Origin of the sequence: Polaribacter reichenbachii, from assembly GCF_001975665.1 — a bacterium.
Lineage (GTDB): Bacteria > Bacteroidota > Bacteroidia > Flavobacteriales > Flavobacteriaceae > Polaribacter > Polaribacter reichenbachii.
In genome coordinates, this window is record NZ_CP019419.1 from 3,338,390 (window position 1) to 3,361,947 (window position 23,558).

Annotated in this window: 26 protein-coding genes; 3 read left to right on the plus strand and 23 right to left on the minus strand. The window is 30.2% G+C overall.

Annotated features, from left to right (window positions below):
• Positions 1-8 precede the first annotated feature (8 nt).
• Entirely contained in the window at positions 9-668 is a 660-nt protein-coding gene (locus BW723_RS14180) for a hypothetical protein (RefSeq protein WP_068359622.1), read from the minus strand.
• Positions 669-1,170: 502 nt separating this feature from the next.
• Between BW723_RS14180 and BW723_RS14185 the strand changes: the two genes are divergently transcribed.
• Positions 1,171-1,365, plus strand: coding sequence for a DUF6266 family protein (locus BW723_RS14185; protein WP_068359625.1), 195 nt, complete (start codon positions 1,171-1,173; stop codon positions 1,363-1,365).
• A gap of 39 nt (positions 1,366-1,404) precedes the next feature.
• Here the strand turns inward: BW723_RS14185 and BW723_RS14190 are convergent, their stop codons facing one another.
• From BW723_RS14190 to BW723_RS14295, 22 genes are all read right to left on the minus strand, one after another.
• Positions 1,405-2,826, minus strand: coding sequence for a serine hydrolase (locus tag BW723_RS14190; RefSeq protein WP_068359627.1), 1,422 nt, complete (start codon positions 2,824-2,826; stop codon positions 1,405-1,407).
• A gap of 182 nt (positions 2,827-3,008) precedes the next feature.
• Positions 3,009-3,467: a DoxX family protein gene (locus BW723_RS14195; RefSeq protein ID WP_068359629.1), complete on the minus strand. Its 459-nt coding sequence runs from the start codon at positions 3,465-3,467 to the stop codon at positions 3,009-3,011.
• Positions 3,468-3,471: 4 nt separating this feature from the next.
• Positions 3,472-4,002 (minus strand): dioxygenase family protein, encoded by a 531-nt coding sequence (locus BW723_RS14200; protein WP_068359631.1) that lies wholly within the window; start codon positions 4,000-4,002, stop codon positions 3,472-3,474.
• 211 nt (positions 4,003-4,213) lie between these two features.
• Entirely contained in the window at positions 4,214-5,002 is a 789-nt protein-coding gene (locus BW723_RS14205) for a LytR/AlgR family response regulator transcription factor (protein WP_162274043.1), read from the minus strand.
• Between the two features lie 545 nt (positions 5,003-5,547).
• The gene (locus BW723_RS14210; protein ID WP_076686404.1) at positions 5,548-7,074 is read right to left on the minus strand and encodes an alpha-N-arabinofuranosidase; all 1,527 of its coding nucleotides are present in this window, start codon (positions 7,072-7,074) and stop codon (positions 5,548-5,550) included.
• A 228-nt stretch (positions 7,075-7,302) separates the two neighbouring features.
• Positions 7,303-8,070, minus strand: coding sequence for a hypothetical protein (locus tag BW723_RS14215; RefSeq protein WP_068359635.1), 768 nt, complete (start codon positions 8,068-8,070; stop codon positions 7,303-7,305).
• Between the two features lie 74 nt (positions 8,071-8,144).
• On the minus strand, positions 8,145-8,708 hold the full coding sequence (locus BW723_RS14220; RefSeq protein WP_162274044.1) for a Crp/Fnr family transcriptional regulator: 564 nt from the start codon (positions 8,706-8,708) through the stop codon (positions 8,145-8,147).
• Positions 8,709-8,887: 179 nt separating this feature from the next.
• Positions 8,888-9,262, minus strand: a complete 375-nt coding sequence (locus BW723_RS14225; protein ID WP_068359639.1) for a nuclear transport factor 2 family protein — start codon at positions 9,260-9,262, stop codon at positions 8,888-8,890.
• A 141-nt stretch (positions 9,263-9,403) separates the two neighbouring features.
• Positions 9,404-10,135, minus strand: a complete 732-nt coding sequence (locus BW723_RS14230; RefSeq protein ID WP_068359641.1) for a GNAT family N-acetyltransferase — start codon at positions 10,133-10,135, stop codon at positions 9,404-9,406.
• Positions 10,132-10,581 (minus strand): DMT family transporter, encoded by a 450-nt coding sequence (locus BW723_RS14235; RefSeq protein WP_068359644.1) that lies wholly within the window; start codon positions 10,579-10,581, stop codon positions 10,132-10,134. Before BW723_RS14235 ends, BW723_RS14230 begins: the two co-directional genes overlap by 4 nt.
• 4 nt (positions 10,582-10,585) lie before the next feature.
• Complete coding sequence (locus BW723_RS14240; RefSeq protein WP_068359646.1) at positions 10,586-11,221, minus strand: NAD(P)H-dependent oxidoreductase; 636 nt, start codon at positions 11,219-11,221, stop codon at positions 10,586-10,588.
• An 81-nt stretch (positions 11,222-11,302) separates the two neighbouring features.
• Positions 11,303-11,893 carry a Crp/Fnr family transcriptional regulator gene (locus BW723_RS14245; RefSeq protein ID WP_068359648.1) on the minus strand — a complete coding sequence of 197 codons (591 nt, stop codon included), beginning with the start codon at positions 11,891-11,893 and terminating at the stop codon, positions 11,303-11,305.
• Between the two features lie 446 nt (positions 11,894-12,339).
• The gene (locus BW723_RS14250; protein ID WP_162274045.1) at positions 12,340-13,158 is read right to left on the minus strand and encodes a zinc metalloprotease; all 819 of its coding nucleotides are present in this window, start codon (positions 13,156-13,158) and stop codon (positions 12,340-12,342) included.
• A 231-nt stretch (positions 13,159-13,389) separates the two neighbouring features.
• Entirely contained in the window at positions 13,390-14,997 is a 1,608-nt protein-coding gene (locus BW723_RS14255; protein WP_068359652.1) for an amidohydrolase, read from the minus strand.
• Between the two features lie 308 nt (positions 14,998-15,305).
• Positions 15,306-16,070: a type I methionyl aminopeptidase gene (gene map / locus BW723_RS14260; RefSeq protein WP_068359654.1), complete on the minus strand. Its 765-nt coding sequence runs from the start codon at positions 16,068-16,070 to the stop codon at positions 15,306-15,308.
• 142 nt (positions 16,071-16,212) lie between these two features.
• A complete protein-coding gene (fabF, locus tag BW723_RS14265; protein ID WP_068359656.1) occupies positions 16,213-17,460 on the minus strand; it encodes a beta-ketoacyl-ACP synthase II in 1,248 nt (415 codons plus the stop codon).
• 51 nt (positions 17,461-17,511) lie between these two features.
• Complete coding sequence (locus tag BW723_RS14270; protein ID WP_068359659.1) at positions 17,512-18,102, minus strand: TetR/AcrR family transcriptional regulator; 591 nt, start codon at positions 18,100-18,102, stop codon at positions 17,512-17,514.
• Between the two features lie 557 nt (positions 18,103-18,659).
• Positions 18,660-19,061, minus strand: coding sequence for a DoxX family protein (locus tag BW723_RS14275; protein ID WP_068359661.1), 402 nt, complete (start codon positions 19,059-19,061; stop codon positions 18,660-18,662).
• 206 nt (positions 19,062-19,267) lie between these two features.
• A complete protein-coding gene (locus BW723_RS14280) occupies positions 19,268-20,107 on the minus strand; it encodes an SDR family oxidoreductase (RefSeq protein WP_068359663.1) in 840 nt (279 codons plus the stop codon).
• A gap of 10 nt (positions 20,108-20,117) precedes the next feature.
• Positions 20,118-20,747: an NAD(P)H-dependent oxidoreductase gene (locus BW723_RS14285; RefSeq protein ID WP_068359665.1), complete on the minus strand. Its 630-nt coding sequence runs from the start codon at positions 20,745-20,747 to the stop codon at positions 20,118-20,120.
• Positions 20,748-20,932: 185 nt separating this feature from the next.
• Complete coding sequence (locus tag BW723_RS14290) at positions 20,933-21,406, minus strand: Crp/Fnr family transcriptional regulator (RefSeq protein ID WP_139059096.1); 474 nt, start codon at positions 21,404-21,406, stop codon at positions 20,933-20,935.
• Between the two features lie 137 nt (positions 21,407-21,543).
• Positions 21,544-21,957, minus strand: a complete 414-nt coding sequence (locus tag BW723_RS14295) for a winged helix-turn-helix transcriptional regulator (protein WP_068359669.1) — start codon at positions 21,955-21,957, stop codon at positions 21,544-21,546.
• 92 nt (positions 21,958-22,049) lie between these two features.
• Here BW723_RS14295 and BW723_RS14300 point away from each other — a divergent pair, with 92 nt between their 5' ends.
• Positions 22,050-22,883 carry an alpha/beta fold hydrolase gene (locus tag BW723_RS14300; RefSeq protein WP_068359671.1) on the plus strand — a complete coding sequence of 278 codons (834 nt, stop codon included), beginning with the start codon at positions 22,050-22,052 and terminating at the stop codon, positions 22,881-22,883.
• Between the two features lie 262 nt (positions 22,884-23,145).
• Positions 23,146-23,553, plus strand: coding sequence for a DUF4345 domain-containing protein (locus tag BW723_RS14305; RefSeq protein ID WP_068359673.1), 408 nt, complete (start codon positions 23,146-23,148; stop codon positions 23,551-23,553).
• The last annotated feature ends 5 nt before the right edge of the window (positions 23,554-23,558 follow it).

Genomic DNA, 23,558 nt, shown 5'->3' on the forward strand with positions numbered 1-23,558 from the left:
ATACGGTGTTAGGCACAGTTTTTATATTTCAATATTAGTTTTTCAAAATTATATTTTTCAACTTCTAAATGTCCATAAATACCATATTTCTTCATAAAATTCCATTTAGCTTTCTTGTCAATTTTTATAGGTAATGTTTTTTCACTCAATGGATTAATTTGTTTTCCAGTTATTTTAAAAAAATCTTCTTCGTAAATTTCAAAGTTCAAGCAGGGAAATTTCCTATTTAAGTTATATTCAGTATCCCAAATATAAAGTACTTCGTTTTCATTCAGTTTAATAATATACATATCATTTTCGTCCTCATATTCTAGAGCAATTGCAATTACTGTACTTTCAATTTGACAAGTTTCAACAGTTCCTTTGTGAAGGAATGAATTCAGTAGATTTAAAAATTCTTTATGCTGCTTTTTCATTTTATAGACTTCGTAAGGTGTAAATACTATAAACGCAAAAGCAAAGACAGCTGATGTTCCCAAAAGAAAAGTCCAAAAACTATCTGGAATTATTGATGTAATGTAAGTCAAACTTATTCCTAAAGAACCAGCAATTAAATAATGGTAGAATTTTATTTTACCTCCTTTATTCTTTTCTGCTTTATTTTTCAGACTTTTTAAAATTCGCAGTTCATTGGAATGTAAAACTCTTGTATTATATTCAATTTTCATAGTTAAATTTCGGAGTTCTCACTAATTGTGCCTAACTAATGTCTATGCTTAATTTTTATCAAATTAAAACTAGCCTCCTATTTTACCCTAAATATAAAACAAATCTTAATGTAAAATAGCCCAATAACAAAAAAATTAAGGCAACAAACCACCAAGAACACAAGCAAATGGTTAAAAAAAGCCACAAATAAACCACCTTTCTATATGTTTTGCTCCAGTTTGCTTCGGGTCTTGTTCGGAAAAGCATCTATTTAAAAAAAATACACCCAACGCTCACCCGAAGGAAACCCGAACAAGACTCGAACAAAACCCCCTAAAATCAAGAAAAGTGGTTCAGGTAATGTCAAGTAGTGTCATTCAGTGTCAGGTGGGTTCATTGAGTGTCAAGTAATGTCAATTAACGCCAAGTAATGTCAATTAGCGTCAACTGGTGTCATGTGCTTGGTTTTTAGAAAAATAGCTTTTAGATTTGGAGCATATTAATTTTTAAAACCATTCAATTATGGCAACATTCGAAAAAGGAATCCTTGGTGGATTCTCTGGAAAAGTAGGTAACGTAGTAGGTTCTCGATGGCGAGGAAAAAACGTTATGCGTAGTTTACCTCAACGTGGTAAATACACTCCAACTACAAAACAAGAGGAACAACGTTTAAAGTTTAAAACCGTAATCTCGTTCTTGAGCCCTATTGTAGGCTAGAACTAGCCATTAATTTTACACTTTGTTGGTGGTAGTTATTTATCCTCTTAATTTCTTAATTTTAATTTTTGTTTTGGTTTTATATTCTTCATTCGGATTTAAATTAATTGCTTTCAAATAATTGAATATTGCTTTTTCAAAGTTTCCGTTCTTTTCATAGGCGTCTGCAAGACTATCAAAGGTGTTCCAAGATTTTGGAAATTCCTTTGTGTTCAATTCAAAAACACGGATTGCCTTTTTAGAATTATTAAGACCTAAAAGCCAAAAGTAACCGACATCATTTAAGTGTGCTTCAAAATTATTATTTTCAAAAATCGGATTGTTTTTAATTACCTGATAATTAGAACTAAAATCTTCATTTTCATAAGTTGCTCTCAACACCGTTTCAAATGCCAAATTATTGATGTCTAAAATATCTCTATCCACTAAACTTGCAATATGATTTACAATATTATCTATGTTATACCATTTAGTAAGTCCATTGGTTAAAAAGATTATACTCAAATTCTTTTCGGGGAAGATTCGGTAAGCTGTACATAAGGAACCTGAAAAACCATAAGACTCATAATTGTTTACCATAATCTTATCCCATCCATAAGTGAAACTTTTATTAGACTTTGTGAATGGAAAACTTTGCCACATTACATTCATTGATTCTTTGTCTAAGATTTCATCTTTAGTTAGCTTTTTATCCCAATTGATAAACTCGTCCAAAGTAATATTCAACCCATTTTTGGAGTGTGCATAACTGCCTTGCAAATAGGGATGGTCAATCATCAATGTCCCTTTTTCAAACGGAAAATAAGGAGTTACACGATTCAGTACTATATCTCTGGAATCAGAAGAGAAAAATGTATTTTTGCCAAAATTAAACTGATTTTTAAGAATATAATCAGCTAAAATTTCATCAGTTACGTTTTCGATTATCTTTTGAAGTATCCAAAAACCTGTTTGGTTATAATCATATTTTTCTCCAGGTTCAAACTTGAAGTCTTGCTTAAATACTTTATTCTTTGCCTGTTCTTCTGTTAAGTCTTTAAACTCTGAAGTTGGTGACATATCTGGAAGTCCTGACGAATGTGATAATAGATGTTTGATTTTTATGTGATTCCAACTAGCTGGTAAGTCAGATATGTATTTTGAAACAATATCATCAAGATTAATTTTTTCTTTTTCAATTAACTGAAATATCCCAACAGAGATAATCGGTTTTGTTAATGAGTAAACTCTAAAGATTGAATTGTCAGAAATAGGTACTTGATGTTCAATATTGGCATATCCAAAATTCTTCTTATATATTATTTCACCATTTTTTACTACAGCTATAGATACTCCTGGTATTCCTTGTCTTTTTATAAGGTGCTTTATATAGTCATTAATTTTCGAATCTATTTCGGACTTATTTTGACTAAAACAAATTAAATGTGATATAAATAAAATTGTGATAAATAATTGTTTCATTCTTATTTGCTTTTATTTAAAGACTGATTTAAAAATAGAATGTTGCAATGAATTTAGGTTAGTTTTAATTAGCACGAACGTAGTTGTGTTATGGAAAGTTGCGTGGTTTAGCACTTAACTTTACAAGTACACACCGAACTGAAAATCCGCAAGGATTTTAAGAAGCAGGCGAGAACAAGCAATTACTTATAGCCATTGTTGGTAGTAGTTTTATTTTCCCCAAATAGTTTAAAATCTAGTGAAAAGTAACCGCTACCACTTATTAGTAGACTAATATAACAAATTAAATAAATAAAACTTTTTTCCTGAAAAATAAAGTCTTTTCCACCATTGACTATCCACGTTGCTACAATCATTGTAATTATTAATGGAACGCAAATCCATCTTGTTAGAAGACCCAATACTAAAAAAAGGGAACAAAAAAATTCCGCAAATACTACTAAAGCTAAACTCGTCTCAGTTCCAATTCCTAAAGGGTCTGCAAATTCTGAGCTGATTTTACTAAAATTTATAAACCTTGGATATCCGTGTAGAAAAATCATTGAAATTGAAATACCAATTCTCAATACAAGTAAACTGAAACTTACTCTCTTTGAAGAACTAGTCACAACCGATTTTTTAAATAACTCTATTATTTCCATATTTTTAGTCTGTAAATTTTTGAAGTATTATATTTCTTGAACCTCTCAAAATGTTGTTATCAGCTTTGGTTAGTGTTGTAATATTGGAAAGTCCGCCATCTCTTTCTATCTTATCCAAATAAGATGCTACTCTTGGGTCATCCGAAAACCACAAGCCAGTTAGCCAATATTCAGGATATTCAGGGTGTTCAATAGTATAATGGATATGTGCAGGTTCTCCATCGTGAGTTTCATATGGTGCAGGACGTATAGTTTCAAATTCATACTTACCATTAGTATCTGTTTTCATCCAACCACGCAAATATCCGTGATATTTACCGTGTCCACTTTCATTCCCTTTTTTTGGATAAATTCCTTTGTTGTTTGTATGATACACGTAAACAATAACATCCTTAGCTGGAGTTTTACCATCTGGAAAATATACTGTTCCAGAAATAATAAGTTTTTCTCCAGGTTCGCTTTTTGGTGGAATTGTGGTTCTCCAGGATACATCTTTTGGGGCTTCGAATGCTCCGCTCCAACTGGGCTTATTCAAGTTTGAAAAGGGTGTTGTTATATTTTTGTTTTGCTTATTAGTCGATTGGGAACAAGCATTAAAAGAAAGTAGGAAAACTACAATACAAATCGTTAGTATGTGTTTTATAATAATCATTACATTAAATTTAGTTGACCTCAAAAGTCAAGAAAATTTAATGTAATAATTATAGAATTGGTGTTAAATAGGCTTAAACGAGTGATTTTATTGCTTAGTGGTTTAGCAAATTGTTCCAATTTGGACGATAATGTCTGCTCAATCTAACAGAATGTTGATTTGTTAGAATAGCATCGTAATCCCCATTTTTTCGAGAAGAAATTTCTTTAATATGGTTTTTATTGATAATTGCTGAACGGTGAACTCTAATAAAAGTATTCGGGTCTAATAAACTTTCAAGTTTTTTTAAACTCTCATCGTGTAGTAATTTCTGGTCTAATGAAAATATTGCTGTGTATGGTCTGTCTGTTTTAATGACTAAGACTTTTGATAAATCTAATTTTGTTATTCGAGTACCGTTTTTTACAGTTATAAATTTTTGTTCCATAACTTTGTTGTTTGGATTTTTTTTTCTGTTTAGGTAGTCTATAACAAAAGGAAGAAAAAAATAGACTAAGATTGTGATTTGTGATTGACTCGAAATAGCGTTTTTAAATATTGTTGAAAATCGATGTGGTATTTCATAAATTAGATTACTCCCTATAATAAATAGGGTACAAAAAAAAGAAATATGTAAAACAGTAAATACAAGACTAGATGTAAAAGCATAAAGTATTTTAGCTTTCTTTATTTTTGGCTGAACTCTTATTTTAGCATATTTAGCAAGTTTTATAAATGGAATAAAAAATAGCCAATAAGTATTATAAAGCATTGTGTCCGACCAATAAAACCCAGTCGATTTAAATCTTGAAAAAAGATAGTCCTGAAAAATTGCTAGTCCATATATCAAAAAACAAAACAAGATTATTGTTCTTAAATTTGTATTTAATAATTTTCTATTCAATCTACTAAGTTTTGGTGTTCTGATTGTCATTTTTCAAATTACTACCAATTATAGTATAAGCATAACTTTTATCAGTTTATAAATACAAACTATATGGGTAATGCTTAGCTTTGGTAGCTTTTAGATTTTTTTTAAAGATATTAATATACTAAGTAATAGCAAATTAATTGTTAAGGTTTTTGTGTTGGGTTCAGAGTTCAAAGTTCAAAGTTTAAAGTTTTGAGTTTGGAAAGTTTCTGAGTTGCAAAGTTGCAAATTTTGGAGTTTATAATTCTAAGTTTAGCTTTCAAAGTTTAGCTCTTTTCTTTTTTCCATTGATGACCCTTCGACTGCGCTCAGGATTGAGAAACAAAAAAATCTAGACTTACTATTCGCTACGCGAGTTACCTACAACCAAAATACATTTTGGTTTTGATAGTTTGCTTTTTTATGTTCTTTTCCATTGACCCTTCGACTACGCTCAGGATAAATTCCAAGAACCAAAAATCTAGACTTACTATACTTCACTTGAATTCTACCTCCTATTCCACTATCGCGTCTAGACGTTATTGAAGCTGAATTAAGATAACAGCGTGTGCAGGTACTTTGAGTGCCAATACTTCATTTTTTATTTTTCCAATCTTAAAATCTGATATAAAAACCTTCTCCTTTTCGCCGAAGTGGTTATAATCAGTAATTTCTTTACCTGTTACTATTTTCCCTTTTACTGATTTAAAATCCCTTCCTAGCTGCAAATCCATTGGAATTGCTTTATTAGGATTGGCATTTGTTATGGTTATACTTGTTACGCCATTTTTCTGCGAAGCAGACGCGGTTAAAGCCGGAATAACCTCGCCATTGTACTCATAGTTTTCAGTTTCAAGATTTATAGGAATAAGATTGGCATCTTGGTGAACATTGTACATTTTAAATATTTGGTAAGTAGGGGTTTTGACCATTTCTTGGTCTTTAGTTAAAATAACCGACTGCAATACGTTTACAATCTGGGCAATATTTGCCATACTGATACGATCAGCATGATTGTTAAAAATATTCAGGTTAATACCAGCAACTAAAGCATCTCGAACTGTATTCTGCTGTTGTAAAAAGCCTTCTTTGGTTCCGGGTAATTTGTCGTACCAAGTACCCCATTCATCAACAATTAATTTCATCTTCCCTTCTGGATCGTATTTATCCATAACAGCAAGATGTTGTTTTATATAATCTTCAATATACATAGTATTGCGCAATGTAGAAAACCACATTTCTTCTTCAAAATTGGTTGATGAGCCTTTTTCACTCCAATTGGCTGTTGGTAATGTATAATAGTGCATAGATACTCCCTGAGCAAGGTGGTTTTTACCTTTTAACCCTTCAAGAATGGTCTCCGTCCATACAACATCATTTCCAGAAGGGCCACATATAACTTTCTGAAAATCGTTTCCACGTATGTATGAAGAGTAGTTTCTAAAAAGGTTTGCATAATAATCAGGAGCCATATCACCACCACACCCCCAGTTTTCATTTCCTATACCCCAAAATTTTACATCCCACGGTTTTTCACGTCCATTTTTTTTACGCAATTCAGTCATTGGGCTTTGATTGCTAGATGTAACATACTCTACCCATTCAACAGCTTCTTGTACAGTACCTGTACCGACATTAATACTTAAATAGGGTTCAATACCTGTTAATTCGCAAAAGTCTAAAAACTCGTGTGTACCAAAGCTGTTATCTTCAGTAACGCCTCCCCAAAATACATTAACTATAGAAGGGCGATCTTCTTTAGGTCCAATACCGTCTTTCCAATGATAAGTGTCGGCAAAACAACCTCCAGGCCAGCGTAATACCGGTACTTTTAATTCTTTAATAGCTTCAACAACATCTTTTCTATACCCTTTAATATTTGGGATATCCGAATCTTCACCAACATAAATCCCTTCATAGATACAGGTTCCCAGATGCTCAGAAAAGTGCCCATAAATTTCTTTACTAATTTTAATATTTGATGAATCAATATCCAACTTAAGATTATTTTGAGCGAACAAATTTACTGTCAATAAAAGGCTAATAATCAAAAACTTTGTTTTCATTTTTTTATTATTTGATATATTGTTTTAAATTCTATTGCATACAACTATAATATAAGCATCACTTTTATCAGTTTATATATACAAACTACAAGGGTAATGCTTCTATTTTACTTTTTTTGTTAAAGATATTAATATACTAAGTTATAGCAAATTTATTGTTAAGGTTTTTGTGTAGGTTATTGGGGTTTGAATAATGGTTTTTCTTTTGACTCTTTATTTTTTCAAATGTCATTCAACTACTTTATATAAAATCGGTTGTGCACCAACATTATTAGCATAAAAATTGTCGAGGACATATTTCTTAAATGTCTTTTTGAAAATTAAATCTGGTAAAATGTCTATATACTTATCCCATCTACAATGATTAACTATTGAATATGTCGTTATGTTTTCATTTAAAGGATATAATAAAGTCGAATTATCTAATTCAGTTTCCTTTTCAAACCAACCCGCTGTGTATTCCCAAACCTTTAAGTTTTGTTCTGTATTTTCTGCTGAAAAATAATTAAAAAGAAATACCCCTTGCTTTTTATGATTTACACTTCCAATTCTTTTTATATTTAAAGCTGTCATTACTTGAAAATAACTTGACACTTTCTCTATTTCACATAACATCATTTTGTAGGTGCTATGGCTTTTAATTTCTGAGCATATTTTTTCTGAAGAAGCCTCAATTAAAATAACAAAATCAAATTTTGCCAAATGTATTTTATTTAAATTCTCTTTTACATATTCTCCCATTCCTGGTGGAATTATTGTAGCCTTAAAAAGGCTGATTTCAATTACACCACTAATTTGGTTTAACTCTTTACACCAATTTTTACATTGCTTTATGAGCTTTTTCTTTTTATAACTCGTTGTTATGAAAAATGGTGTAAAATTTTTATCAATTTCTGAAGCTATGTGAATATAGTTTGATTTTGTAGGTTTTATTAGAGAAACCTTATCGTAATTCAGCTGTTTGTTTACTATTTTTAAATTATTGTTTTCTGTCATTTGTTATCGTTTTTAAATACTCTAACAAATTTACAATGTGATTTTTCTACTTCTTTTAACAAATGATAAAAACGTTATTTATTTGCTCTAATTCTACTTAAAGAAACCTGTGTAATTCCTAAATAACTTGCTAAATCTCCTAAACTTATTCTTGGCAGTATATGAGAATTTTTTGAAATAAAATTCTCATATCTTTTTTTTGCATCTTCTTCAAGAATTTCACTTATACGTTCCATCATATTTAGATTGGCAATTGTCATAAATTTCCGAAAAAAAGTTTCTAATGAATGATGTTTTAAACATAGTTGCTCGAACTTATAAAAAGGTAAGGAATAATATTCTGTGTTTTCAATAGCAATTATTTCATATTTTGAATGTTGTTTAGAGGTATAACTTTCTATATCAGCAAACAATATATTCTCCGCAAAAAAACGCATTATAAATTCTTTTCCATCTCCATTAAAACAGAATTTTACAATTCCTTTTTTAATAAAAAATAATTCATTCGAATGTGAATTAACATTCAATAGAAAATCATTTTTATTTACCTTTTTAAATTTTACAATTGAATCTAAATCAATTATGCAGTCATTATCAAGAGGTGATACTTTTTTACAAAAATTAATAAATTCTATCATTTTATGGTGTGAGTAGTAATTGTGGCTAACTATTGTTAAAGCATCACTTTTATACATTTCTAAGTACAAAATACAAGGATAATGCTTCTATTTTACTTTTTTTGTTAAAGATATTAATATACTAAAGAATAGCACATTATTGTATGCTAGTTTTTCTATTTTAAAACACCCTATTATTCTTAATACATTTTGTTTTCGTTGGCAGAGTTTTTTGGTATTTGCTGAATGGCGTCCCAATGCTCTACAATTTTTCCATTAATATCAAATCTAAAAAAATCCATTGTCACATATTCGTCATTATCAGGCCAAATTTGATGCGTATGTAAAGCCACTAAATCATTTTCTGAAATCACGCGCACGAATTCGATTGTTTTATTTGGGTATTGAGTTTGCATTCGCTCAAAATATTCTATAAAACCTTCAATTCCATTTTCCACGTCAGTATTATGCTGGATATATTTCGATCCGACATATAATTCCGTTGCTTTTCTTGGATTACCTTCGTAAGCCATTTTGTAAAAGTCGACAGCATTCTTTTTTAGATTTTCATTCATTCTGCTTGTTTTTTTCAGTTTGCTTACAACGTCTTTGTATAGAAAAAGTTGCAGATTTAAATATTAAAGTTAGTATATAAAACACAAACCAAGAAAAATCCGCGAGGACTTTTGTAAGTAGGCTCTAACTAGCAATTAATTTTACACGGTTTGTAAGGCGTAATTTTTTATAATAAATTGTTCTTTAAAGCCTAATTTTAAATATAATCCTTTTCCCATATTAGATGATTGTAATGTGATGTAATCACTATTCGCTTCTATAGATTGATTTATTAAAAGTTTCATTATTTGTTCTGCGTAACCTTTTCTTCTTTGTTGTGGTATAATACCAAGAGCATGAATACCAGCTACTTTATTTGTTGTATGTAAAATGGTTGTTCCGACAGCTTCATCTTTGTCATAAGCAATATAGAAGTTAGTATTTCTATTTGGAGTTTTTAATAATATTGGATTTATATAATACCCAAAAGATTTAGAAAAAAGGATAGACCATTGTTGAGCTTCTTTTTCGTTAGACACTTCTTTAAGATTTAAAGTGTTTAATTCAGTAATTAAATCAGGTGTTTTTAATGACATTCCTATTTGTTCAAACTTAAGATGAAATCCATATTGCTCAAGTATTTCAAAAGAATTACTATTGTAAATATTCCAATAAGGTATAGTTAAATTTGTAGAACACGTTATTATTTTTTCTTTAGCTAATGTTATAATGTCTTTGTTTATTTCTTGATGAAACCATAGCCTATTTGGCCATTCAGAATTTTTAATTAAACTATAATCAAAATTCATTTCACTAAAATATGAGTCGAATGGTTCGTTTATTGTTTGCCATAGCGAAGTCAAGTTTTCAATATTTGATTTTATACTGTTCATTTTATATTAATTAATATGATTCCTAGTATCATTGATACTATTCCTATTGTTTTTTTTAAGTTTATTGGTTCTAAAGGTAAATTTAACCAACCAAAATTTCCTGCAATCACAGCAAAAATTAATTGACCACAAAGTCCAATAGAAATCATTGTAGAAATTCCAAGTTTAGGGATAGTGTAATAGTACAAACTTATTCCGATAACACTAAAAAAACCACCGGTAAACCATAGGTAGAAAGGAACTTCCTTTATTTGTATTAATGTAGGTAGCGATTTAAAATTTAAAAATACAAATACTAAGGCAAATAAAGTGCTGCTAAAAAATGCAATTAAACTTGCTAATAAAGGGTTTCTTAACAAAACACCCAATTGCGCATTTAAACCTCCTTGCATTGCTAAAAATATACCACCAACAAATGCTAATACTAATAACCCATAATTATTCATATATTTAAAGATTTCTTAATTCAAATAAGGATTCAGTAGATTTTCTTACTTTCTTAGCGTACCTAGTAGAATCATTAGCAGAACGATAACCAATAGTTGCAATAACAGCACTATTTAAACCCTGCTCATCAAGATTTAATATCTTATTGTATTCCTTAGCATCAAAGCCTTCCATAGGGCAGGCATCTATTTTAAGTTCTGCACAAGCATTTAGTAAATTACCTAAAGCAAGATAAGTTTGATTAGAAGTCCATTTATCTTTTTCTATTTGAGACTTATTATTGATATCTGCTTTAATAAATTCAGAATAACCTTTATAGTCAAGAATATCAACTTTTTCTATTTGAGATTTTAAGGCAAAGTATTCTTCTATATGTTTTTCTGTAACGACTGAATAATTGCAAAAGACAATTAAATGAGAAGCCTCCGTTATTTGACTTTGTCCGTAAGAAGCTGCTTTTAATTTTTCTCTTAGTGCTTTACTTTCAATAATAAGTACTTTATACAATTGAAGTCCGTAAGATGATGGTGATAATTGAATAGCTTTTTTTATTAACTCTAAGTTTTCTGAAGAAACTTTTTTAGAAGAATCAAATTTTTTAGTAGCATGTCTCCACTCTAAGTTTTTTATAAAATTCATAATATCTTTTTATGTTAATTAATAGTTCAAAGATAAAATGAGCGATAAAGTTATGACTTTACATATGTTGATTAAGGAATTTTATTTTAGGGTTTTCCTAATTCTACTTAATTGTGTAGGTGTAATTCCTAAATGAGATGCTATATGTAACTTTTGTATTCTTTGGTCAATGTTTGGGTGCTTTTTTAATAATTTAAGATATCTTTCTGTGGCATTTTCCATTACTAAAGAAACTTCTCTTTGTTCTTTTTCTATAACCCAATTATTTTCTAAATAAGCGATATAGAAGTTTTTTAAGTCGATATTTTGCTCAATTAACTGCCTGTATTTTTTATAATTAAGATTGATTAGAATAGTTTCTTCCAAAGCTTCCAATGTGAAGCTTGAAGGAGAGTTTAATAAATATGAAACTGTTGAACCCGCAAAATCTGTTTCAAGAAAAATATTTTTATTGTAGATGTTTCCATCATAATCAGTTACAAATGCTCTTAAAGCGCCTTCACAGATAAAATGTATATTTTTTGCAATTTGTCCATTCCTTAGTAAAATTTCGTCTTTTTCTAATTTCTGAAATGTGAGTATAGATTCAATTAATGCCCAAGATTGATCTGATATTGGGGCATAGCTTTCAAACTTTAGTTTTAATTCTGAAATGTACTTTTCTTTTGTCAATCGTCAGTTTTTTTCTTATGTCTTACAACTATTGTATAAGCATCACTTTTATACATTTCTAAGTACAAACTACAAGGATAATACTTCTATTTTACTTTTTTTGTTAAAGATATTAATATACTAAAGATTAGCAAATTAATTATTAAGGTTTACCTATACTTCACTTAAATTCTACCTCCTATTCCACCTATCGCGTCCAGACCGTTTCACTCTTTTAATACTTGCCTTTAATAGAACTTAAATTGCTCCGTAAACTATAATGCGTTGTGATAGTTTATCTATTTTGGTTTTATTTAGGGTTTTAAAGGTGTTTCTAAATGATTTGTTGCGGGTTTGTTAACGAGGATTTTTCGAAGTTAAATCAGATACAGACAAACATAAAATTACATATGATTCAGCACTAAACCACAATTATTTTTATACAGCTTAAGTTAGCAACTATTGATTTATCTTATATTTAAGTATAATTCACGTCTAAGACCTCCTTCATTAAAGAGCGCTCTCATTCTTTCTTTTTGCCCTTTAGTAAACATATACATGGCATCGTCTGCTACATAGTCCATAAAATTCATAAACATATCATTGCTACCGCATGATACTTTTGGATATGTTGGTCGTTGCCCGAGGTAAGATTCAAATTGAGTTGGTGTATCATCTACAAGATCAGATGAATCGCAGTTTCGTTCACCAGCAAAAATGTGCCTCAGATTTAACCAGTGTCCAATTTCATGTGTGGCCGTTCTTCCATACTCATGATTAATGGCTAATGGTTCTAAAGTTCCAAATACTCTTGGATCCATGACTACTCCATCTATTCTGATATCAGATCCAGGTGGATTAGCATAACCAGGTAATGCTAAATTCCCAAAACGATCTGAATAATCAGCAATCCAGATGTTTAAATATTTATCATTGGGCCAAGCATCTTGCCCACCTTTGTTCGTAAAATAGAGCTTACGATCTTCAATTGCTCCATTTTCTTCTTGTCCGTCACTAGCTAATACTGTGCTTTCTGTTCTAATAATTCCAGTTGTTGGGTTTCCATTGGGGTCGACTGTTGCTAGCCGAAACTGAATACCTACATCAGCGACTAGATGCTTGAATTCATCAGGTGTATTTATGTGATCTGGATTTAATTTTCTAAAGTCTTGATTCAAAACGTCTATTTGAGAAAATATTTTTTCATCGCTAATAAGAAATGGATCTGGAGTATAATTAATTACATGAACTACGATTGGAATCGTAATTATCTCATTTATAGGCACTGTTGGTGTAACTTCAAATGGGATATCATTTTCTTTAGTACAAGATGCAATTAACATTAAAACTAGAAGTGCTACTAAATTTTTATTCATAAAATAATTCTGGATAACATTCTTTAAATTAACAAGAAACAAATAATGTTTCGCACCTTGTTTTTGGTAGCAAATATATTTAATCTTCTAAATAAAAAATTACTAAGAATTAAGTATTTTTTTAAGAAGTGTTAACAACAGTTAATTTGTCAAATTACCATTTATATATGTTTTTAAGCATTTAATAGTACTCAACTTATCAATTTGAATTGTTAAAGGATTTTTGTTTAAAATAATAAAATCGGCATATTTTCCTTTTTCTAGAGAGCCAATTTTGTCTTCCATATTTATCTGCCAGGCGGCATATGTTGTTAATGATTTAATGGCTTCTAAAACTGCTACACGTTCATTGTTACCTAAAACATCTCCTGAAGATGTTTTGCGTTCAACAGCTGTTTGTATTAATCTAAACGGATTGCTTATAAACATAGGTTGATCTGCATGAATAGAGTATTTAATTTCACTTTCTTTTACAGAGCCTAATGGTAATATATTTTCTGCTCGTTCTTCTCCTAATAAACTGTTTTTTAAAGCATCACCATAGTAATATAAATGATTGATATGAAAACTCGGGGTAATATTCAGCTTTTTCATTCTACCTATATTGCTCTTTTGTAAAAGTAAACAGTGTTCCAGTCGATGTCTTGATTTTGTGAAATCAATAACTTTGTCAAGTTCTTCAAAAACATCTATAACTTCATTCGTTGCAGCATCACCTTGTGTGTGAATTGCTATTTGCCAATCTTTATTATGATATTCTTTTATAAAGTTTTTTAATTTATTTTTTTCGATTAAAGCTTCTCCTTTATGATTTTTGGGAATATGTAATTTCTGAGTTGTAAATGCTGTATTTAAATAGTCTTTATTTAAATACATTGAGCCAATATACGGAGAGCCATCGTACCAATGTTTGATACCAATAATATCATAAAAATCATTTTTTTCTTTATTGTTGATAGGCATTAAATGTGCCATATCATGACGCATATACATAAAATGCCTTGGATTTTGTTGTCTTTTGGGTAAAAAGCCAAGTTTTTCTAATAAACTACCGAATAAGCTGGGGTTTTCATTAGATAGATGTTTAAAAAGCATTAACGGTTTTTTATCTTGAATCGTAATTCCTGCAGATACTATTGTTGTATTGCCATTTTTAGCATAATTAGACATTGTTTTTACAGCTGCATTACTTAATACTTTTGGTGTTAAAACCTCAGATTTTAAAATATCAAAAAAAGGTTTTATAGCTAGTTGTTCTACAATAGTACCATTGAGTTCACCATTTTTATCTTTACCATAATAACTGTGGTTAGAAGGATTAGGGGTAGCTTTATGTATACCTACCATTTCAAAAGCTTTAGAATTTGCCCAATAATTATGTAAACTTTGACTAAAGAAAAGCACTGGGTTATCTGGAGCAATTCTATCTAAATATTCGATAGAAGGAGGAATTAAGTCATTTACTAATATTGGGTCAAGGCCTTTGCAAATAATCCATTCTCCTTTATTTGTTTCTTCTACAATGCTTTTAAATTCATTCCAAACAGCTTTGTTTGTGCTAAATTTAAATCCAGATAAATCATGCATTTTTGATAAAAACATACTAATAGAAAAATGAGTATGTGGATCAATAAATCCAGGTAGTACAGTAGCACCATTTAGGTCTATGATGGTTGCTTTAGTAGAAATGCTTTTTTCTACCTGATTATTTGTTCCTATTTCTATTATTTTTCCATCAGCAACATACATAGCTTCAACTAAAGGTTGTTGCTCATTTAGCGTTATTATATTACCTTTTTATATATTGTTGGAGCCGTTTTTTGAAAATCTTGCTTAAGGTAGAGATATGAAACAGCTAAAAGAAATATAAAAAACAATAGCCATTTTAAGAGTTTACTCATAGTTTTACTTTATTGTAAAAAACGTTGTTGTATAAGAAAAGTTGTGTTGTTTAAGTAATGAATTTACTAAATAAAACACAGATAGAAAGCCCGCGAGGACTTTCGTAAGTAGGCTATAACTAGCAATAAATTATATACGATTTTGTAGCCAGTTATTTAATTCCAAATTTCATTCGATTCTGTTAAAATGACAGGATATTTATCAGTTACTAGTATTGTTTGTTCGTGTTGAGTTACATATCCACCTTTATTTCCCACTAAAGTCCAACCGTCATTCAATTCTACAGCAACAGTTGAATTTGTTGAAATAAAAGTTTCTATTGCTACTGTCGTGTTTTTTCTGAATCTTTCCCTGTTACTTTTCACTCTGTAGTTTAAAATATTTTCAGGCTCTTCGTGTAAACTTCTACCGACTCCGTGACCAGCCAAGTTTTTAATAACTTTAAATCCTGACTTTTTTGCTTCAGTTTCTATTAAATATCCTATTTCAGAAATTTTGACTCCACCTTTTATATTGTTTATAGCTTTACGTAATATATTTTTAGAAGCATCAACAAGCGGTTGGTGGTTATGAATGTCTTTTCCAAGAACAAAAGAGCCACCATTGTCAGACCAAAATCCGTTAAGTTCAGCAGAAACATCAATATTAATTAAATCTCCTTCTTTTAATATTTTTTTATTTGATGGTATTCCGTGTGCAGCTTCTTTATTTACACTTATACAAGAATAGCCAGGAAAACCATAAGTTTTATACGGTGCAGATTTAGCACCATAACTCTTTAAAATTTGACCACCATATTCATCTAGTTCTTTAGTCGACATTCCAATTTTAGCATATTCCCTCATTAATTTTAATGTAGTTCCAACAACTTCACTAATTTTTTTCATTCCGATTAATTCAGATTCTTTTGTTATTGACATTTCGTTTTATTTAATTAGCTACCGTGTTTGTGTATGATTAGTGGTGTGTTTAAGCACCTAATTTAGCAAATAAAAACCGAATAGAAAATCCGCTAGGATTTTCGTAAGTAGGCTAGAAACAAGCAATTAATTTTACACATTGTTAGCCAACGTATTTTTTGATTATCATTGCCGAACAATGACCACCAAAACCAAAACTGTTGCTTAACGCATAATTAACTTTTTTCGAAGACGTTTCTCCTAATGACAGGTTTAATTCCTTCGGTATGTTTTTATCAATTTCGGTTGTGTTAACAGTTGGTGGAATTAAATCTGTCTTCACGGATAAACAAGTTGATATTGCTTCTATAGCACCTGTTCCGCCTAGTAAATGTCCGGTCATAGATTTAGACGCACTAATTTGTACTTTTTCAATACTTGATTTAAACAGTCTTTCGATTGCTTTAATCTCAGATAAATCCCCTAAACCAGTTGATGTTGCGTGTGCGTTTATATAATCAATTTCATTTGGTGTTATTTTGGCTTCTTTTATTCCGTTTTCCATTGCTAAATATGCTCCTAATCCTTCGGGATGTGTTCCGGTTATATGATAAGCATCTGAACTTTCTCCTCCACCAATAATTTCCGCATAAATATTAGCATTTCTTTTCAATGCCGAATCAAGACTTTCAATAATCAAAGCTCCTGCACCTTCTCCAACAACAAAGCCATCTCTGTTTGTGTCGAATGGTTTTGAAGCGGAACTAAAATTTTCATTGTTGGTGGACATTGCTTTCATAGCATTAAATCCTCCAATCGAAGATTCTGTAATAGGTGCTTCTGAACCACCCGCGATAATAATATCTGCTTTTCCTAACCTGATATAATTAAAGGATTGAATAATGCTTTGTGTTGATGAAGCACAAGCGGTAACAGGGCAATAATTGACACCTCTTAACCCATTGTTTATTGATATTATACCAGCCAAACCATTGGATATTATTTTAGGTATAAAAAACGGATTAAAACGAGGGTTGAAATTCCCATTTGTATAATCAATTATTTCCTTTTCAAAGGTTTCAAAGCCACCAATGCCACTCGAAAAAATCACACCAATTCTATTAGTGTCCAATTTCGAAAAATCGAGATTAGCATCTTTGATGGCTTCTTCTGCTGAGATTAATCCATATTGACTAAACCTATCAAGTTTTCTACCTTCCTTACGGTCAAAATAATCTAAAGCGTCATAGTCTTTTATTTCACAAGCGAATTGTGTTTTGAATTTGCTTGCATCAAAACGTGTTATTTTATTTGCACCAGAAATTCCTTTCAATAGATTTTCCCAATACTGTTTTACATTTTTTCCAATAGGTGTAATTGCTCCTAGTCCTGTTATTACTACTCTTTTCATATTTATATATCTGTATCATATACCTTACGGTATATGAGTGATTAAATTTTTTTACTTCTGTTTTAATTGTATAATTTCTGTTTCTAGATGTTCTATGTTATTTAATAATATCTCTGGTTTATTCAATGTTTTTGCTAATAAAATGCTACCCTCAATTATAGCAATCATTCGATACGAAAATAGGTCGATATCTATTTCTTTTAGTTCGTTTTTATTAACTCCTTCAATTAAGATTGATACAATTTTTTTGTGCCAATTATGAATTGTTTTTACAACTTCTTTTTTTAATAATTCATTTCCATCATCAGTATCAACAGCAGTATTTAATATTGCACAACCTCCATTCTTAAAAATTGGTTTAAATGATGTTTTATAATGATTTAGAAATGTAATTAATTTATTTACTGAATTATCTTCTTTCTCTATTTTGTCAATTATTTGACGAGTCTGAAATTTATAATTGAATTTAAAAGCTTCTAAAGCGACTTCGTTTTTATCTTTGAAATTGCCATAAATACTACCCTTTGTCAATCCAGTAGCATTAGTCAAATCGGATAAATACGTTCCTGTATATCCCTTTTTATTGAATATAGAAGCAGTTTTTTCAATTATTAATTGTCTAGTTTTTTCCGACCTTACCATTTTACAAATATACTCTACGGTATATGAGTTTCCAAATTTTTGTATTGATTTTGATTTTTTTCTATGATTTTCATTGGTTGATTGGATATGTTGGCTGACTATTAAGCATAACTTTTATCAGTTAATAAATACAAACTACAAGAGTAATGCTTAGCTTTAGTACGTTTTATATTTTTTTTATTTAAGATATCAATATACAAAGAAATAGTAAATCAATTGTTAAGGTTTACTATACTTCACTTAAATTCTCCCCCCTATTCTACTATCGCATCCAGACCGTTTCAATCTTTGTACACTTACCATTTCTTAGGATTTGAATTGCTACGAAAACTATAAAATGTAGTTGTGGTAGTTTAATTATTATGGTGATTATTTTGGGGTTTTGAACATATTTATATGTGAAAATATATGGGGTAAATGCACTTATATGTAAATAAATATATTGTTAAATAAAAGGAATAGCGGTTCAAGTGTAAACTTAAACCGCTATTCCTTTTATACATTGTCGTATGTAGTTTTAAATCAGCTTATGTAATTTAAAAACCATTAATTTCTCATTAATTCCTGGCAAGTATAGGTGCTTTTTTACTTCGTCCCCAAGCAATAAAAAGTGCAAGTCCTAGTAAAATCACATTCATTCCTATTGCAGAAAACTCTCCTCTATACGCATGAAATCCACTAGCTAATACCATAACCAAGGCTAATCCAAGAGCTGCCAATATCGTTAAATTAGGTTTCCATCTAAAAATAGAAGGGATTAATAATCCTAAACCACCCAAAAGTTCACTAATTCCTATAAATTTAACTAATGCAAGCGGAGTATTTGCTACCCATGGAAGAGCTTCTGTAAGTGCTTCAACAGGTTGTGTCGCTTTCATTAATCCAGCCATAATAAACATAATTGCTAGTAATCCTTGCGCAATCCATAAACCGATATTGACTACTTTGTTATTTTTCATTATTCGTTATTTTAAAATTGTTATACAGTTCAAATTTCGTCCTTATTTAGAGGCCAAGCATTGATGTACATCAAGAAATGACATTAACCTTTTGATTAAACTTTGTATATGGTAAAGAATGCCCGAATTCTAAACTTGCGTCATAAATTGATCTAAATAACTTGGTGTTCTAGATGTTATATCTACAAATTACTCTAGTCACCAACTTAAGCTGCTAACCATTCCTTCAAAGTAATTTTTGATTTTCCGAGTAAGCGTTCTGTATTCACTGGACTTCCTGCTTCTTTTGTTTTTTCAAAATACTCAAACATAGGAATAATCTCTTTTAATTTTTTATTACCAGATACAAAGGCGATTGTTTTTAGCATCCAAAATGGTGCATTGGCAACCTTTTTAATAGTAGGGTGCTTTACTTTAATATATTGCTCCAATGCTTCATTTATTGTCAAACCTTCAGGACCATAAGTGCTGAATTCTTTATTTAAGCATTCTGATTTTTGATAGGCACTGGCTAAATGCTCACCAAAGTCTTTCGAAGCAATCCATCTTATTTTAAGTGGTTGCTTACCCATAACATTGGCTTTGCCGTCTTGTATCATTAATGCCAAAGACTCCATAAACCAAGTAGGTCTAAAAATCATATAAGCAATGCCACTTTCTTTAATCAATTGTTCTGATTTGTATTTGGCATATATAAATGACAACTTTGAGCAGTTTTCTTTACATACAGTAGCTCCACTCACATAACTAATAAGTTTTATCTGTTGTTTTTGGGCTGCTTGTACAATTTTCTGTACAGCAACTAACTCGTCTAATTGCGATAAGGTTATGTGTATGGCATCACAATCTTTAATTGCCAATGCCAAGTCCTTATCATTAAATACGTTTCCTTTTACCGTGTCGTGATTCGGGTAGTTAGCTGCCTTTACGCTTCGAGAAAAGAGTTTAAGTTGAAAACCTGCATTCTCAAATGCCTTTATCGTTTCTTGAGCTACCATTCCGCTTGCACCTAAAATGGCTATTTTTTTTATCGATAGTCCTGACATAATTTCTGAATTAAAGTTTAATGAAAAGCTCGTTTTTAGGTTTTCTAACTTTTTTCATATTAGCCAACCAGTCATTTTCAGAATCTCTATAACCTAATGCTAGGAGAGCAGAACTTTTAAGTCCTTTTTCTTTAAGGTTTAATAATTCATCTAAGGCATTAGGGTCAAAACCTTCCATAGGTGTAGCATCTACTTTTTGCTCGGCTGCTGCGGTTAGACCTATTCCTAAAGCAATGTATGCTTGTTTTGCTGCGTGATGTGCGTGCCAATCTTCTGGTAATTGACTGTACATTCCCCAAAGATTATTTTTATAGTCATCCATCGTGTTAAGTGGAAGACCTCTTTCAGAAAGTGTATAATTAAATACTTTTTCCAATTTTTCCAATGTATAGTTTTCCCAAGCAGCAAAGACTAACAAATGAGAACATTTCGTTATTTGACTTTGCCCCATTGCAATAGGTTGTATTTTGGCTAATAATTCCTTGTCAGAAATTACAAACACATTAAAGGGCTGTAAACCAGAAGATGACGGTGATAATTGAATAGCATCAAGAATGGTTTCCAATTTTTCTTCTGAAACGGTTTGACCGTTCATTTTTTTAGTGGCATATCGCCAATTTAAATTTTCTATTAAGTTCATGCTTGTGTATATTTATGTTTAAATTTTAAATGTAGGTACGCTTCTAATAATTTCTATTCCAGCACCTACCGTTTCATATCTTCCTTTAGCTATTGTTGCTTTAATTTTTATTATGTTTTATCTAAAACAAATGTAGAAGGTTAATAAAAGCTAAACATTGATGTACATCAATAAATGAATTTGATTTATTTTCTGTGCGCTAATTCATTTCTAACTCTGCTCAAAGCTTCCGGAGTAATTCCTAAATAGGAAGCAATCATCTTTTGAGGAATTCGTTGAACAATATCTGGATATGTTTCAATAAAATGAAGGTAACGAATAGTTGCATTTGAACTCATTAACATAATAATTCTATTCTGCATTGTATTCAATCGTCTTAACAGTGGTTCAATATCAGGATTGGAGTTTTTTAATTCTTCCTTAGTAGCTACTTTTATACTACTGTCTTCAAGTGCATCAATAAATAATTGACAAGGCGTATCTATATCACAATTATCTGTCACTAACCAATTTTCAGCACCAAACATATAAATATGCTCTTTCCCCTTGTCGTCTATGATATAACTGCGCAGCAAGCCACTTTCAACTATATATACTTTCGTATTTAAATCTCCTTTTCGTTGAAGTATTTTTCCTTTTTTTACTGTAATTATTTTCAATTTTGTGTTTTTTGTAATTGCAATATGTTTATGTAAGGAAAGTTAGTAAATAAAATGCAACCCAAGAAAATCTGCGAGGATTTTTGTAAACAAGCTTGCACTAGCAATTAATTTTATACGGTGTTAGCCATAAGTTTTTAACTATCTGCTAATTTCTTTATTTTTCTTTTAAGAAAAGCTGTTTTATCTTTTTTAACCTCTTTTAATAGTTTTTTTGTTTTATCCGGAATGTCAGAAAAATATTTTTCTCCCCATAAATTAATTTCAATAAGTACAGGAAGCAAATCAATTCCTTTTTTAGTGAGTTTATATAACACTTTTGATTTGCTATTTGGATGTTCGAGTTTCTCAATTATCTTATTCTGTTCTAAAGTTTTTAATCTTGAGGCTAAAATGTTGGTTGATATTTTTTCTTCTGATTTTAAAAAATCGCCATAAGTACATTGTTTGGCAAACATTAAATCTCGAATGATTATTAATGACCACTTATCTCCCCATAAATCAAGAGAGCAACTTATGGGACAATTCGACCTTTCTTTATCTTTTGACATAAATTATTTTTAATTCACTTGCATTATGCAAGTGAATTTATATATTAGCACTTGCAAATCGAAAGTAAATATATAATATAAAATTTTAAAAGATGAAAAATTCAAATGCAATTAAGACAGAATATGCAAATATTGATAATTTTAAAATTGCCTATCGAAAAAGAGGTAATGGCATTCCAATTATATTAGCTAATAGATTTAGAGGAACTTTAGATACTTGGGACCCGCTTTTTTTAGATTTATTAGCGGAAAACAATACTGTAATTACTTTTGATTATTCGGGTGTAGGCTATTCTGAGGGTGAATTGCCAATGGATATTAAAAAGATTGCAAGTCAAATAATTGAACTTGCTGACTATTTAAAGATTGATAAGTTTTTTGTATTAGGTTGGTCATATGGTGGTTGGGTCGCACAATATGTAACATTTATGAATTTGTCAAGAGTTTTAAAAACTGTTATTATAGGCAGTAATCCAATTGGAAAAAATGAAGTACCTCTTGAGCCTTTGTTTCTGAAACACGCCTTAAAACCAATAAATGACTTAGAAGATGAAATTATTATTTTTTATGAACCTAAATCAGTGAAGAGTAGAAAAGCAGCTAAAGAATCTAGAAGTAGAATTCATTCTAATATAGATATTTCAAAAATTCCATCTAGTGAAGAAGAATTTAAACGCTATTTTGCTGTTGCTCCATCTGTGGTAGAGGATAAAGAAAATTTTAGAGAAAAGTATACAACTTTACAGACACCAATTTTAGTTATTTCATCTGACCACGATATATCATACGCTACGGAAAATTGGTTTCCACTTTTAAAAAACGCTCCTACAATTCAACACATTATTTTACCCGATTCAGGTCACGCAATGCATTTTCAATATCCTAAATTATCGACTGAGTATATTAATATTTTCCTAAAGAATTAAAAAAATAGATTCTTTAATAAATTGTGATTAGCTTGATTAACTTGTGGCTAACGACGTTGTTGTATATGGTTTGTTGCGTGTTTCAAGCAACTAATTTAGTAAATAATTACGGGCAAAGAAAGTCCGCGACGACTTTCGCAAGTAGGCAAGAAGCTAGCAATAAATTATATACGGTGTTGTAGTGCATTTTTAGCTTTCTTATCTTAAGTCAAGGTGATTTTTGTTTTCCGTAACGATATTTGCATAAATAAATAATTTAAAAATGGAAAAAAAAATATTTATAAAAGTACTTTTAATAATCTCTGGAAGTATTGGGATTTGGATTGGATATTCTCTCTTATTTTCTCCAGTTACTTTTGAAGCGTCTGCAGGTATCAATCTCGGAAAGGACATTAATTTACTAAGCGAAATAAGGGCTCCAAATGGACTATTGCTAGTTAGTGGAATAATAATTATTTTAGGAGCCTTTTTTTCTAAATTGACAATTTATTCTATTCAATTATCTTGCTTAATCTATCTATCGTATGGATTGTCTCGTATAATTAGTATTATATTTGATGGCTTTCCAAGCAAACCACTTCAAATAGCCTTGTTTGTCGAACTTTTAGTTGGATTAGTATCTCTGTTTGTTCTTTTGCAATTTTACAAGAAAGAGATTAAACAGGCATAATTGTA

Excerpts from the sequence above, each read along its gene's own strand:
- BW723_RS14180 (WP_068359622.1), bottom strand. The coding sequence starts at position 668 with ATGAAAATTGAATATAATACAAGAGTTTTACATTCCAATGAACTGCGA.
- BW723_RS14185 (WP_068359625.1), top strand. The coding sequence starts at position 1,171 with ATGGCAACATTCGAAAAAGGAATCCTTGGTGGATTCTCTGGAAAAGTA.
- BW723_RS14190 (WP_068359627.1), bottom strand. The coding sequence starts at position 2,826 with ATGAAACAATTATTTATCACAATTTTATTTATATCACATTTAATTTGT.
- BW723_RS14195 (WP_068359629.1), bottom strand. The coding sequence starts at position 3,467 with ATGGAAATAATAGAGTTATTTAAAAAATCGGTTGTGACTAGTTCTTCA.
- BW723_RS14210 (WP_076686404.1), bottom strand. The coding sequence starts at position 7,074 with ATGAAAACAAAGTTTTTGATTATTAGCCTTTTATTGACAGTAAATTTG.
- BW723_RS14215 (WP_068359635.1), bottom strand. The coding sequence starts at position 8,070 with ATGACAGAAAACAATAATTTAAAAATAGTAAACAAACAGCTGAATTAC.
- BW723_RS14220 (WP_162274044.1), bottom strand. The coding sequence starts at position 8,708 with ATGATAGAATTTATTAATTTTTGTAAAAAAGTATCACCTCTTGATAAT.
- BW723_RS14225 (WP_068359639.1), bottom strand. The coding sequence starts at position 9,262 with ATGAATGAAAATCTAAAAAAGAATGCTGTCGACTTTTACAAAATGGCT.
- BW723_RS14230 (WP_068359641.1), bottom strand. The coding sequence starts at position 10,135 with ATGAACAGTATAAAATCAAATATTGAAAACTTGACTTCGCTATGGCAA.
- BW723_RS14235 (WP_068359644.1), bottom strand. The coding sequence starts at position 10,581 with ATGAATAATTATGGGTTATTAGTATTAGCATTTGTTGGTGGTATATTT.
- BW723_RS14240 (WP_068359646.1), bottom strand. The coding sequence starts at position 11,221 with ATGAATTTTATAAAAAACTTAGAGTGGAGACATGCTACTAAAAAATTT.
- BW723_RS14255 (WP_068359652.1), bottom strand. The coding sequence starts at position 14,997 with ATGTATGTTGCTGATGGAAAAATAATAGAAATAGGAACAAATAATCAG.
- map (WP_068359654.1), bottom strand. The coding sequence starts at position 16,070 with ATGTCAATAACAAAAGAATCTGAATTAATCGGAATGAAAAAAATTAGT.
- fabF (WP_068359656.1), bottom strand. The coding sequence starts at position 17,460 with ATGAAAAGAGTAGTAATAACAGGACTAGGAGCAATTACACCTATTGGA.
- BW723_RS14270 (WP_068359659.1), bottom strand. The coding sequence starts at position 18,102 with ATGGTAAGGTCGGAAAAAACTAGACAATTAATAATTGAAAAAACTGCT.
- BW723_RS14275 (WP_068359661.1), bottom strand. The coding sequence starts at position 19,061 with ATGAAAAATAACAAAGTAGTCAATATCGGTTTATGGATTGCGCAAGGA.
- BW723_RS14280 (WP_068359663.1), bottom strand. The coding sequence starts at position 20,107 with ATGTCAGGACTATCGATAAAAAAAATAGCCATTTTAGGTGCAAGCGGA.
- BW723_RS14285 (WP_068359665.1), bottom strand. The coding sequence starts at position 20,747 with ATGAACTTAATAGAAAATTTAAATTGGCGATATGCCACTAAAAAAATG.
- BW723_RS14295 (WP_068359669.1), bottom strand. The coding sequence starts at position 21,957 with ATGTCAAAAGATAAAGAAAGGTCGAATTGTCCCATAAGTTGCTCTCTT.
- BW723_RS14300 (WP_068359671.1), top strand. The coding sequence starts at position 22,050 with ATGAAAAATTCAAATGCAATTAAGACAGAATATGCAAATATTGATAAT.
- BW723_RS14305 (WP_068359673.1), top strand. The coding sequence starts at position 23,146 with ATGGAAAAAAAAATATTTATAAAAGTACTTTTAATAATCTCTGGAAGT.